Source organism: Micrococcales bacterium (assembly GCA_009784895.1).
GTDB lineage: Bacteria > Actinomycetota > Actinomycetes > Actinomycetales > WQXJ01 > WQXJ01.
Map to the genome: position 1 here is coordinate 1 of WQXJ01000022.1, position 21465 is coordinate 21465.

17 protein-coding genes are annotated in these 21465 nt (G+C 64.1%); 6 read left to right on the forward strand and 11 right to left on the reverse strand.

The annotated features are described in order from the left end of the window. The first annotated feature begins 1 nt into the window (after window position 1). Window positions 2-781: a class I SAM-dependent methyltransferase gene (locus FWD29_05415; GenBank protein ID MCL2803375.1), complete on the forward strand. Its 780-nt coding sequence runs from the start codon at window positions 2-4 to the stop codon at window positions 779-781. 145 nt (window positions 782-926) lie between these two features. Beyond that, entirely contained in the window at window positions 927-1982 is a 1056-nt protein-coding gene (locus tag FWD29_05420) for a DUF559 domain-containing protein (GenBank protein ID MCL2803376.1), read from the forward strand. Between the two features lie 233 nt (window positions 1983-2215). Here the strand turns inward: FWD29_05420 and dapF are convergent, their stop codons facing one another. From dapF to FWD29_05460, 8 genes are all read right to left on the reverse strand, one after another. Further along, window positions 2216-3199 (reverse strand): diaminopimelate epimerase, encoded by a 984-nt coding sequence (gene dapF, locus FWD29_05425; protein ID MCL2803377.1) that lies wholly within the window; start codon window positions 3197-3199, stop codon window positions 2216-2218. Between the two features lie 9 nt (window positions 3200-3208). Then, window positions 3209-4120: a tRNA (adenosine(37)-N6)-dimethylallyltransferase MiaA gene (miaA, locus tag FWD29_05430; GenBank protein ID MCL2803378.1), complete on the reverse strand. Its 912-nt coding sequence runs from the start codon at window positions 4118-4120 to the stop codon at window positions 3209-3211. Beyond that, complete coding sequence (locus tag FWD29_05435; GenBank protein MCL2803379.1) at window positions 4107-6917, reverse strand: FAD-binding oxidoreductase; 2811 nt, start codon at window positions 6915-6917, stop codon at window positions 4107-4109. The genes miaA and FWD29_05435 overlap by 14 nt, the downstream gene beginning before the upstream one ends. A gap of 161 nt (window positions 6918-7078) precedes the next feature. After that, window positions 7079-7255, reverse strand: coding sequence for a hypothetical protein (locus FWD29_05440; protein MCL2803380.1), 177 nt, complete (start codon window positions 7253-7255; stop codon window positions 7079-7081). Window positions 7256-7317: 62 nt separating this feature from the next. After that, window positions 7318-7626: a metal-sensing transcriptional repressor gene (locus FWD29_05445; protein MCL2803381.1), complete on the reverse strand. Its 309-nt coding sequence runs from the start codon at window positions 7624-7626 to the stop codon at window positions 7318-7320. Between the two features lie 29 nt (window positions 7627-7655). Continuing rightward, window positions 7656-9335, reverse strand: coding sequence for an FAD-dependent oxidoreductase (locus tag FWD29_05450; GenBank protein ID MCL2803382.1), 1680 nt, complete (start codon window positions 9333-9335; stop codon window positions 7656-7658). Window positions 9336-9541: 206 nt separating this feature from the next. Continuing rightward, window positions 9542-11098 carry a tRNA (N6-isopentenyl adenosine(37)-C2)-methylthiotransferase MiaB gene (gene miaB, locus FWD29_05455; protein ID MCL2803383.1) on the reverse strand — a complete coding sequence of 519 codons (1557 nt, stop codon included), beginning with the start codon at window positions 11096-11098 and terminating at the stop codon, window positions 9542-9544. Window positions 11099-11298: 200 nt separating this feature from the next. Then, complete coding sequence (locus FWD29_05460) at window positions 11299-11784, reverse strand: hypothetical protein (GenBank protein MCL2803384.1); 486 nt, start codon at window positions 11782-11784, stop codon at window positions 11299-11301. A gap of 85 nt (window positions 11785-11869) precedes the next feature. Here FWD29_05460 and FWD29_05465 point away from each other — a divergent pair, with 85 nt between their 5' ends. Together FWD29_05465 and FWD29_05470 are read left to right on the forward strand one after the other, a co-directional pair. After that, entirely contained in the window at window positions 11870-12013 is a 144-nt protein-coding gene (locus FWD29_05465; protein ID MCL2803385.1) for a hypothetical protein, read from the forward strand. Between the two features lie 291 nt (window positions 12014-12304). After that, window positions 12305-13606 carry a serpin family protein gene (locus tag FWD29_05470; protein ID MCL2803386.1) on the forward strand — a complete coding sequence of 434 codons (1302 nt, stop codon included), beginning with the start codon at window positions 12305-12307 and terminating at the stop codon, window positions 13604-13606. Here FWD29_05470 and FWD29_05475 read toward each other — a convergent pair. The 3 genes from FWD29_05475 to FWD29_05485 form a co-directional block, all read right to left on the reverse strand. Then, a complete protein-coding gene (locus FWD29_05475) occupies window positions 13603-13995 on the reverse strand; it encodes a RecX family transcriptional regulator (protein ID MCL2803387.1) in 393 nt (130 codons plus the stop codon). The genes FWD29_05470 and FWD29_05475 overlap by 4 nt on opposite strands. Window positions 13996-14177: 182 nt before the next feature. Continuing rightward, the gene (gene recA, locus FWD29_05480) at window positions 14178-15257 is read right to left on the reverse strand and encodes a recombinase RecA (GenBank protein ID MCL2803388.1); all 1080 of its coding nucleotides are present in this window, start codon (window positions 15255-15257) and stop codon (window positions 14178-14180) included. A gap of 159 nt (window positions 15258-15416) precedes the next feature. Then, the gene (locus FWD29_05485) at window positions 15417-15659 is read right to left on the reverse strand and encodes a DUF3046 domain-containing protein (protein MCL2803389.1); all 243 of its coding nucleotides are present in this window, start codon (window positions 15657-15659) and stop codon (window positions 15417-15419) included. 63 nt (window positions 15660-15722) lie between these two features. On the opposite strand from FWD29_05485, the gene FWD29_05490 reads away from it, so the two are divergent. Next, window positions 15723-20495 carry a DEAD/DEAH box helicase gene (locus FWD29_05490; protein ID MCL2803390.1) on the forward strand — a complete coding sequence of 1591 codons (4773 nt, stop codon included), beginning with the start codon at window positions 15723-15725 and terminating at the stop codon, window positions 20493-20495. Next, window positions 20488-21285 carry an Fpg/Nei family DNA glycosylase gene (locus FWD29_05495; protein MCL2803391.1) on the forward strand — a complete coding sequence of 266 codons (798 nt, stop codon included), beginning with the start codon at window positions 20488-20490 and terminating at the stop codon, window positions 21283-21285. The genes FWD29_05490 and FWD29_05495 overlap by 8 nt, the downstream gene beginning before the upstream one ends. Window positions 21286-21465 lie beyond the last annotated feature (180 nt).

Genomic DNA, 21465 nt, shown 5'->3' on the forward strand with positions numbered 1-21465 from the left:
GATCCGCTCAATCGGATCGTCAGATGTCATTTTCTCCCCTGGTACGGTTGCCTGCGTGTTGACCCCGGACTCACCACACTACTTCGCCTCCGGCGCCGATGGCGAGCTTGACGCCAGTTCGGTGACATGGCGAAATGTCACCCTGGCCGGGCAAAAGTGGCGGGTCGCAACGGCGCCGGGCGTGTTTTCCGCTGCCAGGGTCGACTTGGGCACTCAGGTGCTGCTGCGCACGGTGGCCGGGTCTGGACTGGACCTACCGGCCGGCTACCGGCTGCTTGACCTTGGCTGCGGCTGGGGACCTCTGGCTTTGGTTATGGCCAAGGCGGCACCATCTGCCGAAGTTTGGGCAGTTGACGTCAACCGGGTCGCCCTCCAACTAGTTGCTTTGACGGCCCAGGCAGCCGGGCTTGACAACCTCCGTGTCGCCACCCCAGATCAGGCCGCTGAGCTGCGGCCCAACGTGATTTGGTCGAATCCGCCAATCAGAATTGGCAAGGCAGCTCTGCACAACTTGCTGACCACCTGGCTGGGCCGTCTAGAACCCGGCGGCTGGGCCGATTTGGTGGTTCAACGCCACCTTGGGGCCGATTCCTTGCTGGCTTGGTTGAACCACCAAGGCTGGCCCACCTCCAAACTGGCCAGTGCCAAGGGCTATCGCGTCCTCCGCGTCCTCAGCGCCGCCGACCCGCTCCACTCCCCTACACGCACCCCGCTCCCCAACCCTCTTCCCAACCCGCTCCACTCCCCTACACGCACCCCGCCCCCTTCCCCGCGAGATTGAGCCTTCGCACAAGACCGGATCTGACCAGCCCCATTTCCCGCGCGTCCCATTTCCCGCGAGATTGAGCCTTCGCACAGAGTCCTCCTTGACCTGCGCCTTCATCCCGGCAGGGGGTGATGTCCGTGGTTGGGTGAAGACTAACGGCATGACGATGGCAACGGCGTTGGACAGGCAATTGGCGGCAGGCGGGACAGGTACCAGTGGCGCTGCAGGTGGGGTGTTTTCCCGGATGGAGCTGTTTCGCCAGGGCCTAACCCGCGGCCAGGTGACATATGGGGTCAGAAAAGGTCGCGTGGTCAAAGCCGCTGGAAAGGCCCTGATCCAGCCGGCCGGCGACTTGACCATACCTCGCTGGGCCAAGGCCGCCTCCCTGACTTGGCCTGACGGCGTGGTCTGGGGCTGTTCAGCCTTGAAGCTGCACCTGCCCAATGCTCCAATTCCCAACCGGGACCGCCTGCAAGTGGCTGTGCCGGTGGCTCGCCGCCACCAGACCAACCTTCAAGCCCTAAAAATCAAGGTCCCAAAGGACGAGCAAACCATCGCGTTTGGCGAGGTCAGGGTCCAGACCTTGGACGCCGCCATCGTCGATGCGCTGCGTTACCTGCCGGAAGACCAGGCCGATCCTCTACTGTCTTGGCTCATCTCCCGCCGCATAGTTGACCCGCGCACCTTTAGGCGGATCGCCAACCGACGACGCGGTTACCGAGGGGCGCGGCGCCTGCACTGGTACAAGGACATGGTCGAATCCAACGCCGCCTCCCTGGCCGAGCTGGACTGCCATTTGTTGATTCGGCAGTCGCTTGGCCTGCCGGACCAGGCTTGGCGGGCCAACGCTCCAATTCGTCTGGTCAACCGGGAATTGGTCTCTGTCGATGTACTGGTTGAAGGACTCAGAAAAGTAGTTGAAGTGGATGGCGCCCGGTACCACCGGGATCCCAATAAGGACCACGAAAGGGACAGGCTACTTGGCCAAACTGGCTTCGAGGTGCTGCGGCTTGACGCGGTTACGGTGATGTTCGACAAGGTCAGAGCCATAAAGCTACTGCACCAATATCTGTTCCCAGACCGCGCACTCTTGGCTGAGCCGGGTGAACCCGGTGGGCCCCAACTGCCCAAGGCCCCGGCCTGGCAGCGCTACTGCCGGCAGCGGCGCGAGAAGACCATCCAGCCAGCCCGGCGCCGCCGCCGCCCGCGCGACTGATACCCGAGCCGGAGAGTCGCACCTGATTCAAGCGACTCCAGGGTATGTATTTACCAGCCCAAGCTGGGCTGGCGACCAAAAACCGCTGCCCTTTGCCGCCAGCGGACTATTCGACGGGTCGATTTGGCGCGCAGTCTGTTAGCCGATGCCGCTACTTCGGTCGGCGTGTTAGCCGAGGCTCGACCTCGCGGGAAGTGGGGAGTTGCGGGCGGGCCGGGGTGGGAAACAGGCGCCTACAAAATGGTGCCTTCGGCCACCAGTTGCGCCGGACCGGTCAATAGGATCCAGTTCTCGCTTTGTTCAGGTTCCCTTATCTGGTTGTCAGTTGTGCCAAAGCTCGACCTCGCGGGAAGAGGGGGGGTTGGGAGGGGGGGGTGGGTCGGGTCGAAGACTAGGCGCAGACCCAGGTGGCCGCCGGGCAGTTTGACCGACCAGGCCGCAGGCCCATTTGGCCCGGACCAGGCCCAAGCGGCGGCGGCGGCCGCCGCCGCGCCGGTGCCACAGGACTGCGTTTCGCCCGAGCCGCGTTCGTAGACTCGCATTTCGATTGAGCCAGCTTGATCGATCACCACGAATTCGACGTTGACGCCGTCCGCCGGGGCCGGCGTCACCTCCGGCGCTTGGCTCAAGTCCAAGGCGGCCAGCTCCGATTGAGTTACGGCCGCCACTGCGTGGGGGTTGGACAGCAACACCGACAACCCCTGCAAAGGACGATCAATACCCCGGGCCCTGATTTGGCAATCCCAGCCCTGTGCGAACGCCTCACTGCCACCGGGAAAGGACCATCCCCCCAGGTCAACCGCATACTCAGCGCCCAGCCGGGCCACCCGTACGGCACCAGCCCTGGTTCCAACCACGACTGATGCACCCTTGGGCAGCGCCAGCAACCCTCCAGCCACCAAGAAGGCCACGAAGACCCGAACCCCATTGCCGCACATTTCTGCCAGTGACCCATCGGCGTTGCGGTAGTCCATGAACCATTCGGCCCCAGGCTCAGCCTTGAGCACCGACTGACCTTCTACTAGCGCCGCAGATCGCACCGCCCGGATGACCCCGTCGCCGCCAACGCCGTGACGCCTGTCGGCCAGCAGACGGGCCATTTCGGAGCCAAAGTCGATTCGGTCATCAGGATCGGCGAACAGCACAAAGTCGTTACCCGTGCCATGCCCTTTGACATAACGCAGGCCACTAAGTGCACCTGACCGACCCGAATCCACCAGCCCAGACTAGCCGCTCAGCCAGGTGATGGCTTGCCTGGTCACGTCAGGACCGGCTCGAAGCCAGTTGATGCGGGAGTCGCGTTTGAACCACTTGCGTTGGCGCCGCGCCAGCTGCCGGGTGGCTTGCCCGATGCCGTCCCTGGCCTCAGCCGCGCCAACTTCACCATCCAGCAGGGCCAGGCACTGGGCGTAGCCGATGGCCCGCGGTGCGGTTCGCCCGCGGCGCAGCCCTTGGCGCTCTAAGGCCACCACCTCATCGACTAGTCCGGCCTGCCACATCCAGTCGACTCGCCGATTGATGCGGTGGTCGAGCTGTTCACCAGGCAAATCGATGCCAATGTAGGTGACTGGTCGCCAAGAATCAGGGCGTGGCAGCTGGGCGATGAACGGGCCGCCGGTTAGCTCGATCACCTCAAGCGCTCTGACCAGGCGCCGGGTGTTTTCCGGCGCAATGACCCTGGCTGCGGCCGGGTCTCGCGCCGCCAGTTCGCCGTGTAGGTAGTCGGAGCCGCGCGCCGCAGCTAACTCCTCCCATTTGCGCCTGATCACCGGGTCGGTACCGGGGAAGTCGATTAGGTCCAAGGCCGCCCTGACGTATAGACCGGAACCACCAACCATGATGGCGGCTTTTCCCCTGGACCAGACCGAGTCAATTGCCGCCCGGGCTTGGCGCTGATAGGCCGCCACCGAGGCCTCCTCGGTCACATCAAGAACGTCGATTTGGTGGTGCACCACACCGCGTCGGAGGTTCTTGGGGGTTTTGGCCGTGCCAATGTCCATGCCGCGGTACAACGCCATGGCATCGGCCCCGATGATTTCGCCGTCGAAGTGTTGGGCCAGGTCAAGGCCTAGAGCTGATTTGCCGGTGGCGGTGGGACCGACCACCGCGATCAGGCGGCCACAGTTAGTTGGCGGCACGGGCCTGCAGCAGTACCTGAGCTAGGTGAAGCCCTTCGATTCCGGCCAGATCGGCGGCTTGTGTGCGGCAGGAAAAGCCGTCCGCCAGCAAAGTCACCGGGTCATCTTCGCTGGCCAAGGCTGGCAGCATTTGGCGCCCGGCGACTTTGACCGAAATGTCGTAGTGGGCTTTTTCCATGCCAAAGTTGCCGGCCATGCCGCAGCAACCCTCTAACAGTGTTAGCTCGGCCCCGGCTGATCGCAGTAGGGCCAGGTCAGCCTGGTAGCCCATAACCGAATGGTGATGGCAGTGCGGCTGAACCACAATCCGCTGGCCGTCCAAACGCGGCGGGGTCCAGTGTCCAGCGGCTTGATCGGCTGCCAGCACCTGGGCCAAGGTTTTGGTCTGGGCCGCCACTGCCGCTGCCCGGGGGTCGCCCGGCAAAAGATCCGGCAGGTCACCGCGCAGCACAGCCATGCAGCTCGGCTCGACCCCGACAATGTCAACGCCATTGACGGCAAACGGCCCCAAGACCTCGAGCAGGCCAAGTAGCTTTTGCTTGGCCGAGCCCAGCTGACCGGTGGTGATCCAAGTCAACCCGCAGCAGACCGACGGCGGCGCCAGGTAGACGTCGTGCCCGGCGGTCCGCAAAACCTCAACAATGGCCAAATCAACCGCCGGCACCAACGAACTCGAAAACGAGTCCGCCCACAAAATGACTGGCCGTTGACCAGCAACTTTAGCGTCGACATCGGGCAAGGGGCTGGCCAAGTCAAACTTGGCGGCCTGGTGGTGGAAGGTTTCCGGGGCGAAGCGCGGCAGCGAACGACGGCGGTCAATTCCGGCCGCGCCCAAGGCCAGTTTGGCCAGGCCGGGCAGGCGCAAAACCAGGTTGGCCAGACCCGGCGCCTTGGCCGCCAAGCGGGTCCAGCGTGGCAGCCATCCCAACAAGTAGTGGTTGGGTGGGCGCAGGCGACCCTTGTAACGCCGGTGCAAGGTCTCCGACTTGAGCCTGGCCATGTCGACGCCGGCCGGGCAGTCCGAGGAGCAGGCCTTGCAAGCCAAGCAGTTCTCCAGAACCTGGGCCAGTTCGCCGGATCCAAAACCTCCACCAATCAACGAACCGTTGGCCAGCTCCTGCAAAACCCGGGCGCGGCCGCGGGTCGAATCCTCTTCCCGGCCGGTGGCCAGGAACGATGGGCACATGAAACCGGCGGTGTCGGTCCGGCACCGGGCCACGCCGGTGCAGCGGTGGGCGGCTCGGGTGATGTCGCCGCCGTCCTCGGCGAACTGGAAGCCACCGGCGGCTGGCTGGGACCTGGCGGCGGGGCGGCGCAGGTCTTGGTCCAACGGTGCCGGATCAACTTTGACTCCGGGGTTCATCAAGTTATCCGGGTCGAATAGGGCCTTGAACTGGCCCATCAACTCAATCGCGGCAGTCGAGTACATCTTGGGTAACAGTTCTGAGCGGGCTCGGCCGTCACCGTGCTCGCCGCTAAGTGAACCACCATGGGCCACCACCAGGTCAGCCGCTTGTTCCATGAACTGACGCAGGACCGTACCGTCGTTTTCCAGGGGAAAGTCGAGCCTGATATGAAGGCAGCCGTCGCCAAGGTGGCCATAGGGGATGCCCTCAAGGCCAAACTCGTTCATCAGCCGGTCGAATTGGCGCAGGTAGGCCCCCAGCTGGGCCGGCGGCACGGCGGCGTCTTCGAATCCGGCCGAGCCTTGGTGGCCGCTGGGCGTGCGGCTGGCCAAGCCGGCGCCGTCTTCGCGGATTTTCCAGATCTGAGCCGCCTCCGGGCCGGATGGCAGGACCCGGCTGGACAGGGCGCCAGACGCATCCACCAGCTCTTTGACGGCTGAATCGTCTGCCATTTCGGCCATCAGCCAGGCGCCACCGGCCGGCAGTTCCGGCACGGCGGCAGGCCCGCGGCGTAACCGCAGAACGTCGACCAGCTTCGAGTCGAGCCCCTCTAGGGCCAGCGGCTTGAAACCGAGCAGACCGGGTACTGCATCGCCCGCCTCCGGCAGCGAGTCGTAGGCCAACAGCACCAAATACGGCGAAGTGGCCAGGTCAACCAGCTTGACTGTGGCCTCAGTGACGATGCCGCAGGTGCCCTCTGACCCGACTAGAGCCCGGGCCAGGCGGGTGCCGTGCTCCGGCAAGAGGTGCTCTAAGCCATAGCCGCTAATCTGCCGGCCAAAGCGGCCGAATTCGGTGCGAATCGTGGCCAGGTGTTGCTCGACCAACGCACCCAGTCCGTCCACGACCGAAAGGTCGCAGTCCGCCTTGATGACACGGCCTTTGCCGTCAATCAACTCCAAGGCCTCGACGTTGTCCGCCGTGCGGCCGTATGCCACGGCGTGGTTTCCGCAGGCGTTATTGCCAATCATCCCACCAAAGGTGCAGCGAGAATGGGTTGAGGGATCTGGCCCAAAACGCAAACCATGCGGCTTGGCGGCGGCCTGGAGCACATCCATTACCAGGCCCGGCTGAACCCTGGCCGTGCGGGCATCAGGGTCCAGCTCCAAGATCTGGTTCAAATGGGCCGAACAGTCAACCACAATGCCTGGGCCTATCGAATTGCCGGCGCAACTGGTGCCCGCCCCGCGTGAGGTGAGGGGCACGGATAGGCTCCGCGCGACATCGGCCACCGCCGCAACCTCGTCGCTGTCTCTGGGGAAGACCACGACTTGCGGCACTACCCGGTAGTTCGAGGCGTCGGTCGAATATAGCCCTCTGGTCAGGGCCGAGCTATCGATCCGGCCGCCCATGGCCCGCCCCAGGGCGGCCACCAATTGGTCAGTGTCCACGGGTTTCATCCTAGGGCGTTCATCTGACCCCCACCTCACAGGTCCAGGTTAACCGCCGCGAGAGCGAGGATTGGCTAACGACGCCAAGCCTCACTCTCGCGAAGGAGGGGGGATAGTCCTGTTGGGCCCTGACCGCCTTGACGGCCACGGCAGGGAACAGACTAGCCGAATAGCTTCCCCAAGAAGCCCTTTGGCTTGGCCGCATCGACCTCAGCCTGGCTGTGTTTGCCGCCGCACCATTGGTCGGCCGGCACTGTGGCTTTGACCTGGGCGATGTGCTGGCCGCAGCCAGCCCAAGTGGTCTTGCCGCAGACGCGGCATTTGGTGGGAGAGCACATAAGGATTGCCTTTCGGTTGGGTTTGTTGGTTCTGTTTTTCTCAGCAGGCCAGGGGACAGACCCTAGGCCAGCATCATGAACATTTTCTCGAGTTCTTGGATGGACGGTCCGTTCGAACCGTTCGCCGCCGGGGCCAGGCATTGCTTCATGCCTGAAGCCACGATGGCAAAACCGGCGCGGTCCACCGCTGCGGAGACTGCGGACAGCTGCGTGATAACCGCGCGGCATTCGGTGCCGGACTCAACCGCCCTAATTAGCGCGCCGAGTTGGCCATAGGCCCGGTTTAGGCGGTTAAGGACCTGGCGGCGGACCTCTTCAGGTACCGGTTGGGCCGATGCCGCCGCGGGGCCACCTTGGCCAGGCCGGTTCACCTTGACCTGGGGTTGGAGTCTGGTGGTGGTCACTTCACCAACACGCTTTCGGCATCTTTGCCCAGGTAGGCACGCAGCGTCAGCATGCCACCGCTCAGGGTCGAGGAGTCGAAGCCGGCGCCCACCAGGATTCGGTGCGCAATGTAGCTGCGAACACCCGACTGGCACATTACGGCGATAGGCCGTCCTTCCGCGGCGGCCCGGACCTCGTCCAGCCGGCCCCGCAGCTTGGTGTGGGGGATGTTGGTGGCTTCCGGCAGGTGACCGGTGGCGAACTCGGCCGGACTGCGTACGTCAAGAAGAAGCGTCTCGTCAGACCTGGCCCAGGCCAATTGCTCGGGCTGCCACAAGGTGGTTTGGCCGGTCATGACATTGTCCGCCAGTAGACCGACCATGGTGATGGCGTCGCGGGCAGAACCATAAGGCGGGGAATAGCACAGGTCCAGATCCATCAAATCGGCAGCCTTCAGCCCGCCGCGCATGGCCGTGGCAATCACGTCAATCCGCTTGTCGGCGCCGTTCTGGCCAACGCATTGAGCACCCAGCAACTCGCCGCTGACCGGATCAAAGTGGACCATCAAGTCGAGCCGTTTGGCCCCGGGGAAGTAGCCGGCGTGATTGAGCGGGTGGAGATGAACGGTGGTGAACTGCCGACCGGCGCGGACTAGGGCAGCCCGGTTTGCGCCGGTTAATGCGCAGGTCAACTCGCCGATTCGGACTATGGCCGTACCCAATGGCTGCGGCTGGGGGCGGGCCGATGGCGCCGCAATGGCGTCTGCTATCAGCCTTCCGGCCCGGTTGGCTGGCCCGGCCAGCGGTACTGGGCGCTTGGCCCCAGTGACGGCTTCCTGCGAGACCACGGCATCGCCGGCGGCGAACACGTCTGGCAGGTTGGTGCGTCCGTGTTGATCGACCACAATGGCGCCTTTGTCACAGGCCAGCCCGGTCGCCTCGAAGACAGCCGTGGCCGGACGGATGCCGGTCGAGACTACTACCAGGTCAGCCGGGACGGCCTCGCCGTTCGACAGATGCACCAGGCAACCATCGCTCTGGTCCTCGATCCGCTTGGCCAAGATGCCTTCACGCAGAACCAGGCCCATGCCGCGTAGTTCGTCCGCCAGCAAATTGGCCATTTCGATTTCCGCTGGCGGCAGGATGTGGTCAGTCGCCTCGACCACGGTTACTTCCAGGCCTCTATGCCGTAAGGCTTCCGCCGCTTCGAGCCCAATGAAACCGGCCCCAAGCACCACTGCCTGGCTAGCGGTCCCGTCAACCTTGTCCCTAACTCTGACAGCGTCATCGACAGTCCGCAGGTAATGACAACGGGGGCTGTCGAGGCCCTCGATTGGCGGTGCCACTGGGTCGGCCCCTGGCGCCAGTATTAGTTGGTCGTACGGCATTGCGATTTCGCCCTCAGGCGTGGCCACTTGGACGGTTTTGGCCAGCGGCGCCAGGCCAATCACTTCGTGATTGATTCGCACGTCGAGGTCGAAACCGGCCCGCAGCGACTGCGGGGTTTGCAGTAGTAGGGCGTCCGTGTCTTCGATTTCGCCGCCTACAAAGTAGGGCAGGCCGCAGTTGGCGAATGAGACATATGGGCCGCGTTCTAGCACCGTGATTTGGGCATTCTCGTCAAGTCGACGCAGTCGAGCGGCGGCCGACATACCAGCGGCCACTCCCCCGACAATTACCACTCTTTGTTGGTCCATGCCTTCACAATATACCCCCAGGGGTATCTCCGCAACCCCCAAGGTCCACTTCCCCCGCCAGCTCCCAAACCGCGAAGTTGAGCATTCGCACAACGGTCGGCTCAGTCCAGACACCCGCGAGGTCGAGTTTCGGCAAAGACCGTGGATTATGCCAAGGCTCAATCTCGCGGGTGAAAAGACTGGCTAAGCAGGGTTTATGCGAAAGCTCAAGGTCGCGGAATTGGGGGGTTTTGGCTCCGGTCCCAGGCGTCACCTGCTGGGGTCCGGCTGACCTCGAACAATCCACCCTGAGGCGCCGCGTCAGCCAACAGGTGATGAGGCGCCGAACCTGTCACCACGGTCCGCACAATGTCACCCGGTCTGGGGTGCAGGGGGTGGGAGGCGGCGTCCGGCAGGCCAATGTCACCCGGTCTGGGATGCAGAGGGTGGGAGGCGGCGTCCGGCAGGCCAATGTCGCCCGGTCTGGGATCCAGAGGGTGGGAGCCGGCATCGGGCAAGGAAACGTGAACCAGGCGGCCATCGAAGGCCCGCCCACTCACACGCAAGGTGGCGGCATCCTTGCGGCCCTCACCCTCGGCTACCAGGACCTCGACCACGCGGCCCACCTGCTTGGCGCTTTGGACCTCGGCGATCCGGTTTTGCAGGGCGACGAGCCGGTCGAAGCGCTCCGTCATCACCTCAGTAGGCATTTGACCAGCCATTGTGGCGGCCGGCGTGCCAGGGCGAGGCGAGAAGAGAAAAGTGTAGGCAGAGGCAAACTGGGCGGCCTCGACCACTTCGAGGGTTTGACGGAAATCGGCCTCGGTCTCGCCCGGGAAGCCAACAATCAGGTCGCTTGAAATGGCCGCCTCAGGAATCGCCGCCCGAACGCCGGCTACCAACTCGAGGAACCGAGCGGCCCGGTAGGAGCGGCGCATGGCCTTGAGAACCCTGTCCGACCCGGACTGCAACGGCAGGTGCAGTTGCGGCGCCACCGCCGGCACGGCGGCCATGGCCTCGATGACGTCCTCGGAAAACGCGGCCGGATGGGGTGAGGTGAAGCGCAGGCGTTCGAGCCCATCGGTGGCACCGACCCGGCGCAGCAGCTTGGCGAAAGCACCCTTGTCGCCAAAACCGGCGCCATAAGAGTTGACATTCTGACCCAGCAAGGTGACCTCGATGGCCCCGGCCGCCACCGCCGCCTCGACCTCGCGCTGAATCTCGGCCGGCCGCCGGTCGCGTTCGCGCCCGCGCAGCTGCGGCACAATGCAGAAGGTACAAGTGTTGTTGCAGCCCACCGAAATCGACACCCAGGCGGCATAAACCGATTCACGCCTGGCCGGCAGGGCGGAAGGAAACACTGCCAGCTCTTCGGCGATCTCGACCTGAGCCCGATTGGTGGCCTGGGCTTGCTCCAAGAGTCCAGGCAGCGAGCCGAGGTTGTGGGTGCCAAAGACAACATCAACCCACGGCGCCTTGTCGACAATCAGGTTCCGTTCGTGCTGCGCCAAGCAGCCGCCAACGGCGATGCGCATTCCTGGTCGCTGCTTCTTTAGTTCGCGCAATTGGCCCAGGTTGCCGTATAGCCTGGTGGCGGCGTTTTCCCGGACGGCGCAGGTGTTGATAACCACCACATCCGCCTCCGGGATACCCTGGGTCCGGATACCGCCCTGGCCTGGGACTGGCACGTAGCCGGCCTCTTCGAGCAGCCCGGCCATCCGCTCGGCGTCGTGCAGGTTCATTTGGCAGCCGAGCGTGCGTATGGCGTAGGTTGGCGCGTTCATCGGGGTACAGGATAGTGATCTTGCCCTGCTGCCTGGTGCCAGCCCTCGCCCCGGGGCTTATGCGAAACCTCAACCTCGCGAGAAAACGGGAGTGACGCTGTGCTTTGGTCTGCTGCCCGGTGCCGCCGCCGTCGCCCGATGCCGCCGCCCACCGTTGACCGGTCCACTCGCCCACGCCCGGCCAGGCAACCAAGCAACCACTAAAAGCCAGGTCTGAAGGTGGAGCTGGGCAAAGGCAGCTCGGGGCAATTGGTTGTCAACCAATCGATGAACTCAATGTATCCAAGGCACGTCCCACGGGCTTTGAACAGCTTGCGACCCTTGGCATTCTTACCAACCAGACCGACTTCAGTGTTGGCGTAAAGCGGCGTCCCCAGCGCCTCAATCTGACTGGCAGCCACCCGGCGGGGCGGCTTGCGAAGACGGTGTACCACCAGGTAGGACTCGAAAACCTCGATTCGGTGGGCCTTTGAGGCTCTTGAAATCACCAACAAGACCAACCCTGCGACCAGCACAGTTATGCCGCCGGCTTTCGTTTCCCAGGCATGGCCAAAAACAAAGCCCAGGGGCACAAGAATCAGCCCCAACACAATCACAAAGGCGCTAAGGACCAACTGCGCCGCCGCATCCGACTGGTGTTGTGATACCGCGAATAGCACTCCGGCTTTCGGATTCGCTCCCGGCAATTGTCCGGGGTGCTTGGCCTTCCATTTGGCGTCTCTCCGCCGAGCGATGGCAAACCCTCTCGCGGCCGCCGCCATTCCTAGGCCCGTGCCTAACCCAATCCCTAAGCCGGAAAAGAACGATGACACTGTCTACAACCCGGTCTCTCAGGCGGCACGCCGGCTGCCACCTGCGGCGACACGCCGCAAGAAGCCCGGGCCAATTGGCGGAATCAACATCACTCAACGGTAACAGCCAGGCTACCGACCAGCCTTGAGGGATCGTCTCCAAGGCTGCTGCCCGGTGCCAGCCCTCGCCCCAGGGCTTATGCGAAACCTCAACCTCGCGGGAAAACGGGAGTGACGCTGTGCTTTGGGCTGCTGCCCGGTGCCAGCCCTCGCCCTAGGGCATATGCGGAACCTCAACCTCGCGAGAAATGTGAAGGTTGGCGCGTTCATCGGGGTACAGGTTTGCGATGTGGATCATGGTAGGGGAGGTCGACTTGGCTTTCCCTTATTGTGCCCGGTCGCTAGGGTGAGCCTCATGGTCACACGCTCTGGAAAGCTTCGCACCACAATAACCACCGGAGCGTTGGCGACCGGGCTGCTGTTTGCCCTGACAGCCTGCGGCTCCAGCCCTGCCAGGACCCTAAACACAGCCATCCCACACGGCACTGACCGGCCCACGTCGACCGGCGGAATCGGCACCATGGTCAAAGGCCCCCTCCCCACCAACTCCGGCCAGCAAATGGCCCAGCTGAGCGAGCCATTGTTCCCGCTGGTCTTGGCGGCGGCTGATCCCTCCCCGGCCAACCCAAGCTATTCGCCAGTCTCGGTCTACCTGGCCTTGGCTTTGACCGGCAACGGCGCCCGAGGCAATACCGCCAGCCAATTTGAACAGCTCCTGGGCGGCGGAATAGAGCAGATCAACGAAATCGCCACCGGCATGATGACCGAATACGTCACCGCTGCCGATGGCCCCACCTTGTCAGTGGCCAATTCAATTTGGCTCAATACCGGCTTCGAGCTGGATCCTGCCTTCTTCGAGACAGCCCGTTCGGTTTTCCGGACTGAACCCACCGTGCTTGACCTCCAGGCCGAGGGCAAAGACAAGATCAACGCCTGGGTCTATGACAAGACCAACCACCTGATCCAGCAGATCGTCGACCGGGTCACGCCCGATGCCGTCGCTTTCCTGGTCAATGCCCTTTACTTCAAAGGGGCTTGGGTCACGCCATTCGACGAAGCTGCCACCACCGATGAACCATTCGCTCTGCTAGACGGCTCGACGGTGCAGGCACCAACAATGGTGGCTAGCGACTTGGCTTTGCCTTACTTCAAGTCTGATTCAGGCGAGGGCCTGGTCTTGCCTTATGAAGGTGGGCGCTTTGCCATGCTTTTGGTCATGCCGGCCGGTGGCCCCGGTAACGTCGCCTGGGACGGCCAGGCCATAGCCAGCTGGTTGACGGCAGCACAGGAACGCGATGGCGTCGAACTGCACCTGCCAAAGTGGGAATCGGAAACATCGGCCAAGCTGGCCGGGCCGCTGATGGATTTGGGGCTGATCGACGCCTTCACCGATGCCGCCGATCTGACCGGTCTTGGCCAGGCGGCCCCTGACGCGCCGCTGGTCATCTCCGAGGTAGCCCACAAGGCCGTGGTCAAGGTCGACGAAGCCGGCACCGAGGCGGCCGCTGCCACATCGGTCGGAGTCAGGGCCGGAGCCGCCTTGCCCGGCGCCGAGCCGGTAGTGGTCCGCTTCGATAAGCCCTATGTCTTCGCCATTGTCGACCTTGACAGTGGGGTGCCACTCTTCTTGGGCCAGGTCACCAACCCAACTGCCTAATCACCGATCTCCTCTTGTTCCAACAAACGCCTGGTCACCTCCGTGGCCAGACCTGGCGGATAACCCTTGCGGGCCAGCATCGAAACAGTCCGGCGTAGCCGCGCCTGCGGCTCGACCCCACGGGTTGAAGCCAGTTTTTTCGCCGCCAGGGCCTCGGCCTTGGTGGCCTGGTCATCCGGGCTGACTTGGGCCATGGCCGCCACCGCGGTTTCGTCATCGACGCCGCGCCGGCGCAATTCCTGGGCCAAGGCCAGGCCCACCAGACCTCGCTCGGAGTGCCGGGTGCGTACCAGCATGTCGGCATAGGCTTGGTCATCGACCAGGCCAACCTCCTCAAAGCGGTCCAACACCCGCTCGGCTACTTCAGGTGGTACACCGCGTTTGGTCATTGCCACGTCCAGCTGAGACCTGGACCTGGGAGCAGCGGTCAATAACCGCAACCCAATAGAGCGGGCAAGTCCTTCTGCCTGGGCCGGCGTCAGCACCCTAGGCTCATGCCCGTCCTGGTCACGGCCAAAGGACCGCCGGGCAGTCCCCTGCTTTGGCACCATCACCCGGCCAGGCCGCTCAGCTAGGAGACCTCCGGGCCGGCCGGCCCAGATGCGGTGGCCTTGGCCGCCTCGACCTGGCCGGGCGCGCCAGCGCCCGGCTCACTGGCCTCTGTGATTCCCAGCTCAGTCAGGATCTGTTCTTCGATCTGCGCCGCTAGGTCAGGATTGTCTCGTAGGAAGCTGCGGGCGTTCTCCTTGCCTTGACCTAGTTGGTCACCCTGGTAGGTGTACCAGGCGCCGGATTTGCGAACCAAACCGTGTTCAACACCCAGGTCAATTAGCCCGCCCTCGCGCGAGATGCCCTGGCCGTAAAGGATGTCGAACTCGGCCTGTTTGAACGGGGCCGCCACCTTGTTTTTGACCACTTTGACCCGAGTGCGGTTGCCAACCGGTTCGGTGCCCTCTTTCAGGGTTTCGATCCGGCGCACATCTAGACGCACCGAGGCATAGAACTTCAAGGCCCGGCCGCCAGAGGTTGTCTCAGGCGAGCCGAAGAAAACGCCCACCTTTTCTCGCAGCTGGTTGATGAACACAGCCGTGGTGCCGGAAGCCGCCAGTGCACCGGTGATTTTGCGCATGGCCTGCGACATTAGCCGGGCTTGCAAGCCCACATGCGAATCGCCCATTTCGCCTTCGATTTCCGCCTTGGGCACCAAGGCCGCCACCGAGTCGATCACCACAATGTCCAGCGCCCCCGACCGGACCAGCATGTCGGCAATCTCAAGGGCTTGTTCGCCGGTGTCTGGCTGGGAAACCAGCAGGTCATCAGTGTTGACACCTAACCTGGCGGCGTATTCCGGGTCAAGGGCATGTTCGGCGTCGATGAAGGCAGCGATACCGCCGTTCTTCTGGGCGTTGGCCACAGCGTGTAGAGCTACTGTGGTTTTGCCAGAAGCCTCCGGCCCGTAGACCTCAACGATCCGCCCGCGCGGCAGCCCGCCAATGCCCAAAGCCACGTCAAGCGCAATTGAACCAGTGGGGATGACCTCGATGGGAGCGTGCGTCTCATCCCCCAGCCGCATGATTGAACCTTTGCCGTACTGGCGGTCGATCTGTGCCAAAGCACTGGCCAGCGCCTTGTCTCTGTCCTGTGCTGCCATTTGGCGGCTCCTAACCTGAGTACTTCAAAACCCGACGCCTAAACGGTAGACCGAGGTACCGACATCGGGCGCATAAGCCAGACCGGCCTGTGGACGACCGCCTGGTCTTCACAAATCCTACCGCGTACAAATGTACCAGGACGCATCGACACGCCGCGCTCACCTCGCCTGACGCCGCCGCTTGGGCGGAACCGGTGCGCGGTAAGCCCAGCGCAAATCGTCGCCAACCTCCATCGCGTCGCAGAGCGCGTCCCAAACTTGGCGCGGCGGCGTACCACCGGCCAAGGCCTCCTCGGCCGTTCGACCGCCGAGCGCGCCAATCACCAAATCACTGGCCAACGACTTGGCGTAGGTGGCGCCGAAGGCTCGGTCCATCGACTCGGTAAATTCGCTGTGCCGCACCTCGACATTGTTCCATCCTCACCCGGCGGCGGTCGTGTCGTAGGTCCGTGGCAGAGTTGATCCATGACCAAATCCGGCCTGGAGCATTTCAGTCCCGCCACGCGGGCCTGGTTCCAGGCTGCCTTCGAGGCTCCAACGGCCGCCCAGGTTGGCGCCTGGGACGCCATTGCTGCTGGCCATCACGCCTTGGTGGTGGCACCAACCGGTTCGGGCAAGACCTTGGCGGCCTTCCTCAGCGCCATCGACCATTTGATGACTTCGCCGCCCCCGGCCGAACGCCAAGCCCGCTGCCGGGTGGTCTACGTCTCACCGCTAAAAGCCCTGGCCACCGATGTGGAGAGAAACCTCCGGGCGCCGTTGACCGGCGTCTCGAACCAGCTGGCGGCGGCCGGCCGGCCGGTACCGGAGGTAGCAGTGGGCCTCCGCACCGGCGACACACCCACCTCGGAACGCCGCAAGTTTGCCACTAAGCCGCCAGATGTGCTTATCACCACACCAGAATCGCTTTTCCTGGTGCTAACCAGCGGCGCCAGGGCTGGTCTGGCCGGGGTCGAAACCGTCATCATTGACGAGATCCACGCCCTGGCCGCGACCAAACGCGGTGCTCATTTGGCCCTGTCGCTTGAACGGCTCGACGCCCTGCTGGCTACCCCGGCCCAACGCGTTGCCTTGTCTGCCACCGTCAAACCAGTGGCGGAGGTGGCCAGGTTCATTCGCGGCGCGGCCGAGCGACCAGCTGACCAGCCCCGGCCCTTGGACTTTGGGGCCGGCGACGGCGACGGGGTGGCCACTGGGACAGGCACCTCAGCCAAAACCCCTGACCAGGAAGCTCAGGCCAGGCCACCCACGGATCCACCTATTAAGGACGCCAAGGCCAGGCCTCCACCAAGGCCGCCAGGCCGGGAGGTAGTGATTGTCCAGCCGCCAGCCAACAAGGTGATCGACATTGAGGTCCGCCTACCGGTCGAGGACCTGGCCGATCTGGCCGCCAACACCTTGCCAGAGGTTATCGAAGGCGACCTGACCGGCGACGCGGCCGGCGCCATGCGCGGGGCCTCGATTTGGCCTCACGTCCACCAAGCCGTGCTCGACGAGATCGAGTCGCACCGCTCAACGCTGGTCTTCGCCAACGCCCGTCGCGGGGCGGAACGCCTGGCGGCGCGGCTAAACGAGGAGCACTACCAGCAGGTCACAGGCGAAACCCCAAGAACCACTGCGCTGACCCACACCGAGCAACACGCCCAGGCCAACTCGGTGGCCTCTCTCGAAGCAACTGTGGCCTTGGCCCACCACGGTTCAATGAGCCGTGAGCGCCGCACTGAAATCGAAAACCAGCTCAAGGCCGGGTTGTTGCCGGCGGTGGTGGCGACCAGTTCGTTGGAGCTGGGCATCGACATGGGGGCAATCGATCTGGTGATCCAGGTTGGGGCACCACCGTCGGTGGCCTCGGCTATGCAGCGCATTGGCCGGGCCGGGCATCAGGTCGGGGCGGTCTCTCACGGTGTGATGTATCCGCTGTTCCTGGGAGATTTGGTGCCCGCCGCGGTGGTGGCTGGTCGCATGGTAGCCGGCCAAATCGAGTCGATCTCACTGCCGCAGAACCCGTTAGACGTACTGGCCCAGCAAATCGTGGCGGCAGTGGCCATGGACAACTGGCAGCTGGGCGATTTGCTGGACTTGGTGCGCGGGGCGGCTAACTTCGAGCATCTTGGACAACTGACCTACGAGGCCGTCCTCGACATGTTGGCCGGGCGCTACCCTTCGGCCGATTTTGGCGAGCTGCGCCCTCGTCTGGTTTGGGACAGGGCCACCGGAGAACTTAGTCCAAGACCAGGGGCGGCCCATCTGGCTCAGGTGTCCGGCGGAACCATCCCGGATCGCGGCATGTACGGGGTCTTTCTGGCCGGGGAAAACCCAGCCTCCAAAGGCGCCAAACGAGTGGGCGAACTCGATGAGGAAATGGTCTATGAATCCCGCGTTGGCGACACCTTTACTCTGGGCTCGTCGACCTGGCGAATTATGCAGATCACGCCCAACGCGGTCTACGTCTTGCCGGCGCCGGGCATTCCCGGCCGTCTGCCCTTCTGGCGGGGAGACGGGCCGGGGCGGCCGGCCGAGTTGGGGGCCAGCATTGGGCAATTCGTCCGCCAAACCCACGCCGCTGGGCCGGGCGCGGTAGGCGATCTCAGGGCGCTGGGACTGGATGCTTCAGCCGCAGCCAATCTGATAGCTCACCTTGACGACCAGGCCCAGGCCACCGGCCAGTTGCCGGACGACCAAACTTTGGTATTCGAAACCTTTCTCGATGAGCTCGGCGACCGACGGGTGATGATCCATTCGGTTTGGGGCGGCCAGGTCAACGGGGCCTGGGCGGCGGTACTGGCTCAGCGGCTGCAGCAACGCTACGGGCTGGATGCGCAGGTCATGCACAATGACGATGGCATCATGCTGCGGCTGCCGGAAACGGTCGAGGATGAGGCGGCCACACCCGTAGGCGATCTGCTGCTGGACCCGGACCAAGTCAGCGCCCAGGTGACCGAGGCGATTAGTTCGACCGCACACTTTGCCGCCCGTTTTCGTGAGGCGGCGGCTCGTTCACTGACCTTGCCGCGCCGGGCCGGCAAACGCCAACCTTTGTGGCAGCAGCGTCACCGAGCCCACCAGTTATTGCAGGTGGCCGCCAAATTCGATGACTTCCCCATTGTTCTTGAGGCGGTCCGCGAATGCCTCCAAGACGACTTCGACGTACCAGCGCTGGAACGGCTGATGCGGGCGGTCGACGACCGCTCGGTCCGGGTGGTTGAGGTCCAGACCGACACTGCCTCGCCTTTTGCCAAGTCGATGACCTTTGGTTACACCGCGCAGTTCCTCTATGACGGTGACGCGCCTCTGGCTGAACGCCGGGCAGCGGCCCTATCACTTGACCCGAACTTACTGGCCGAATTGCTGGGCCGCGGGGAGGCCAGCGACCCGGCCGATCTGCTCGACGCGGATGTGATCCTGGCTTTGGATGGCGAACTGGCCTACCGGAGCGATGACCGGCGCCTTAGTACGGCTGAGGGCCTGGTCGATTTGCTGCGCGGGCTTGGTCCGCAGGATTCAGACCAGTTGGAGGCGGCTTGCGAAGGGTCCTGGTCTGCTTGGATAACCAGCCTGGTGGCCGAGCGGCGGGTGATCGAGGTTAGGATCGGGGCCCACCAGCGCTGGGCGGTGGTCGAAGACGCCGCCGCCCTACGCGATGGCCTTGGCGTGGCCTTGCCTGCCGGGCTGGCCGAGGCATTCCTTGAACCGGTCAGCGACCCTCTGGGTGGCTTGTTGCGGCGCTACTTGCGCCATCATGGCCCGTTCACGGCAGCCCAAGTAGCCAGCGAGTTTGGCCTTGGCCTGGCAGTGGCCGAGCGTGAACTCGAAGCCCTGGTCAGGGCGGGTAAGGCGGTGGCCGGCCGGCTGCGGCCGGTTGAAGCCGGCGGTGGCGGCGGCCGGGACTATTGCGATCCGGAAATCATGGCCCGCGCCAGGCGGCGCTCCTTGGCCGTTTTGCGCCGGCAAGTCGAGCCGGTGCAAGGCCCGGCCTTGGCCCAGTTCGCGGCAGTTTGGCACAAGTTGGGGCGGCTGCGCGGGGCCGATGGCGTGCTGCAGGCCATCAACACCCTGGCCGGGGCGCCCCTGCCGGCCAGTTCAATCGAAACCGTGGTTTTGACCGCTCGGGTGACGGATTATGAACCGGCCATGTTGGACGAGTTGATTACTTCTGGCGAGGTCGCCTGGGTCGGCCAGGGTAAAACCACCGGCACCGACGGCACCATTAGATTGCTGGCGACCAGCACTGACGACGCCTACCTGGCAGATGTTGAACCGGCTGAGGACCCCACAGCCCAGGCCTTGCTTGGACTTTTAGGCCACGGTGGCGCCTTTACTGCCCACGAGCTGGCTCGCCGCCTAGAGATCGACTCGAACCAGTTGCGCTCGGTTTTGTGGGATTTGGTTTGGGGCGGCTGGCTCACCGGTGACTCATTCGCACCGGTCAGGGCGTTCCTGGCCGGTGGCAAGACGGCCCACCGAACCAAGCGCCGGCCGCGCAGCCGGACGCTACTGACCCGGCGCGCTCTGGGCCAGGCGGCGCAGGGCGCTTCGAGTTCGCTTGAACCCGCCCACCTCGGTGATCCCAGGCTGGTTGGCCGTTGGTCGTTGGCGCCAACCCCGGCCGGCCAGTCCTTGGCAATCACCGCTGAGGAAGGACTGGCGGCCACCGCGACCAGCCTGCTCGAGCGCCACGGCGTGCTGACCCGCGGCGCGGTCAAATTGGAGACTTCGTTTGCCCAGCTTTATCCGGTGTTGGCAGCGATGGAGCAGGCTGGTTCGGTTCGGCGGGGCTACTTTGTCGAGCACCTGGGCGGCTCACAGTTCGCCCTGCCGCCTTGCCCGGATCAGTTGCGAGCCTCGGCCGAATCGGGTGGAGTCATCATTGTGGCCTCGGCTGACCCGGCCAACCCATACGGGGCGGCCTTGCCATGGACGGAAGCGGCTGGTGGCCACCGGCCCAGCCGGACGGCTGGGGCTTTGGTGGTTTTGGTCGATGGCCAACTGTCGTTGTATTTGGAGCGCGGCGGCAAAACTGCGCTCAGTTTTGGCCAAGCTGAAACGGTTTCCAAGGCGGCACTGGCCCTGGTCCAGGCGGTCAAGGCAGGCCGGTTACCCACGCTGAAGGTGGCCAGGCTTGATGGCGAAGACGCGCTGGCGGCCTACGCCGAACGCCAAGACTCAGTCTTGGCCCTGGTCCATGCCGGGTTTGCCGTCACCCCGGCCGGCCTGACCCTAAGGTCTGGCCGTGCCTGAAGGCGATATTCTGCGCCGGGTAGCCGCCCGTTTGGGCCAGGCCATGGTGGACCGCGAAGTGATCTACTGTCTACTGCGCTGGCCCACACTGGGTGGGGTCGACCTGGCCGGGCGCACCATCACCGGTATCGAGGCCTACGGCAAACACGTAATGATGCACTTTGACGACGGTTTCACCTTCCGCTCCCACCTGCGAATGGATGGTTCTTGGCGAATCGAGCGGGCTGTTTCCGGGCGACCGAATCCGACCGGGCGAGCCAAGTCCTGGCAGGCCAGGGCCGTAATCGGCAATCAGGATTGGGTGGCTATTGGCTGGCGCCTGGGTATGGCTGACCTGCTGCGAACTCGTGACGTTGATCGTCTCCTCAAGCCGCTGGGGCCGGATGTCATGGCTAGCGATTTCGATCCGACCCAGGCGGCCAAAAGGCTGTCGAGCCAGGGCCAGCGCTGGATTGGTGCGGCGTTGTTGGATCAAAGCTTGGTGGCTGGAATTGGCACCATTTACATGGCTGAGTCGCTCTTCAAATGGCAAGTCAGGCCCAACCGGCCGGCCAATCAAGTCGAGGATTTGGCCGGTTTGTTGAGTTACGCGGGGCGGATCTTGAACCGTTCGGTTGCGGCCGTTTCTCCCACCGCTACCGGCCAAACTCGAGCCGGCTGGATCACAATGGTCCACGGCCGTGAACACTTGCCCTGCCGGTTGTGCGGCACGGGTATCGAAGTCATGATGGTGGGTTCGGCGCCATTTGACCGCCCGGCTTTCTACTGCCCCACCTGCCAGGAACGGTAGGCCTATTAGGCGCCAGCGGTTGTTGGCCACCAGGGACCAAGTGCCATTCGCCGGCCCTTGGAGACGTTTTGAGTCACCAGGCTCCGGTCGCCTTGGCGCGGTCCGCGCGAAGCGCTGGTGGGCGGAGATGCGGAGTGCGTGCCTAACGATGCGGCTGCACACTGCCTGGGCGAGATGCCG

Bases quoted from the DNA above. Each gene is read 5' to 3' on its own strand.
- FWD29_05420 (MCL2803376.1), top strand. From the start codon at position 927: ATGACGATGGCAACGGCGTTGGACAGGCAATTGGCGGCAGGCGGGACA.
- FWD29_05440 (MCL2803380.1), bottom strand. From the start codon at position 7,255: ATGTGCTCTCCCACCAAATGCCGCGTCTGCGGCAAGACCACTTGGGCT.
- FWD29_05450 (MCL2803382.1), bottom strand. From the start codon at position 9,335: ATGGACCAACAAAGAGTGGTAATTGTCGGGGGAGTGGCCGCTGGTATG.
- miaB (MCL2803383.1), bottom strand. From the start codon at position 11,098: ATGAACGCGCCAACCTACGCCATACGCACGCTCGGCTGCCAAATGAAC.
- FWD29_05470 (MCL2803386.1), top strand. From the start codon at position 12,305: ATGGTCACACGCTCTGGAAAGCTTCGCACCACAATAACCACCGGAGCG.
- FWD29_05475 (MCL2803387.1), bottom strand. From the start codon at position 13,995: ATGACCAAACGCGGTGTACCACCTGAAGTAGCCGAGCGGGTGTTGGAC.
- recA (MCL2803388.1), bottom strand. From the start codon at position 15,257: ATGGCAGCACAGGACAGAGACAAGGCGCTGGCCAGTGCTTTGGCACAG.
- FWD29_05490 (MCL2803390.1), top strand. From the start codon at position 15,723: ATGACCAAATCCGGCCTGGAGCATTTCAGTCCCGCCACGCGGGCCTGG.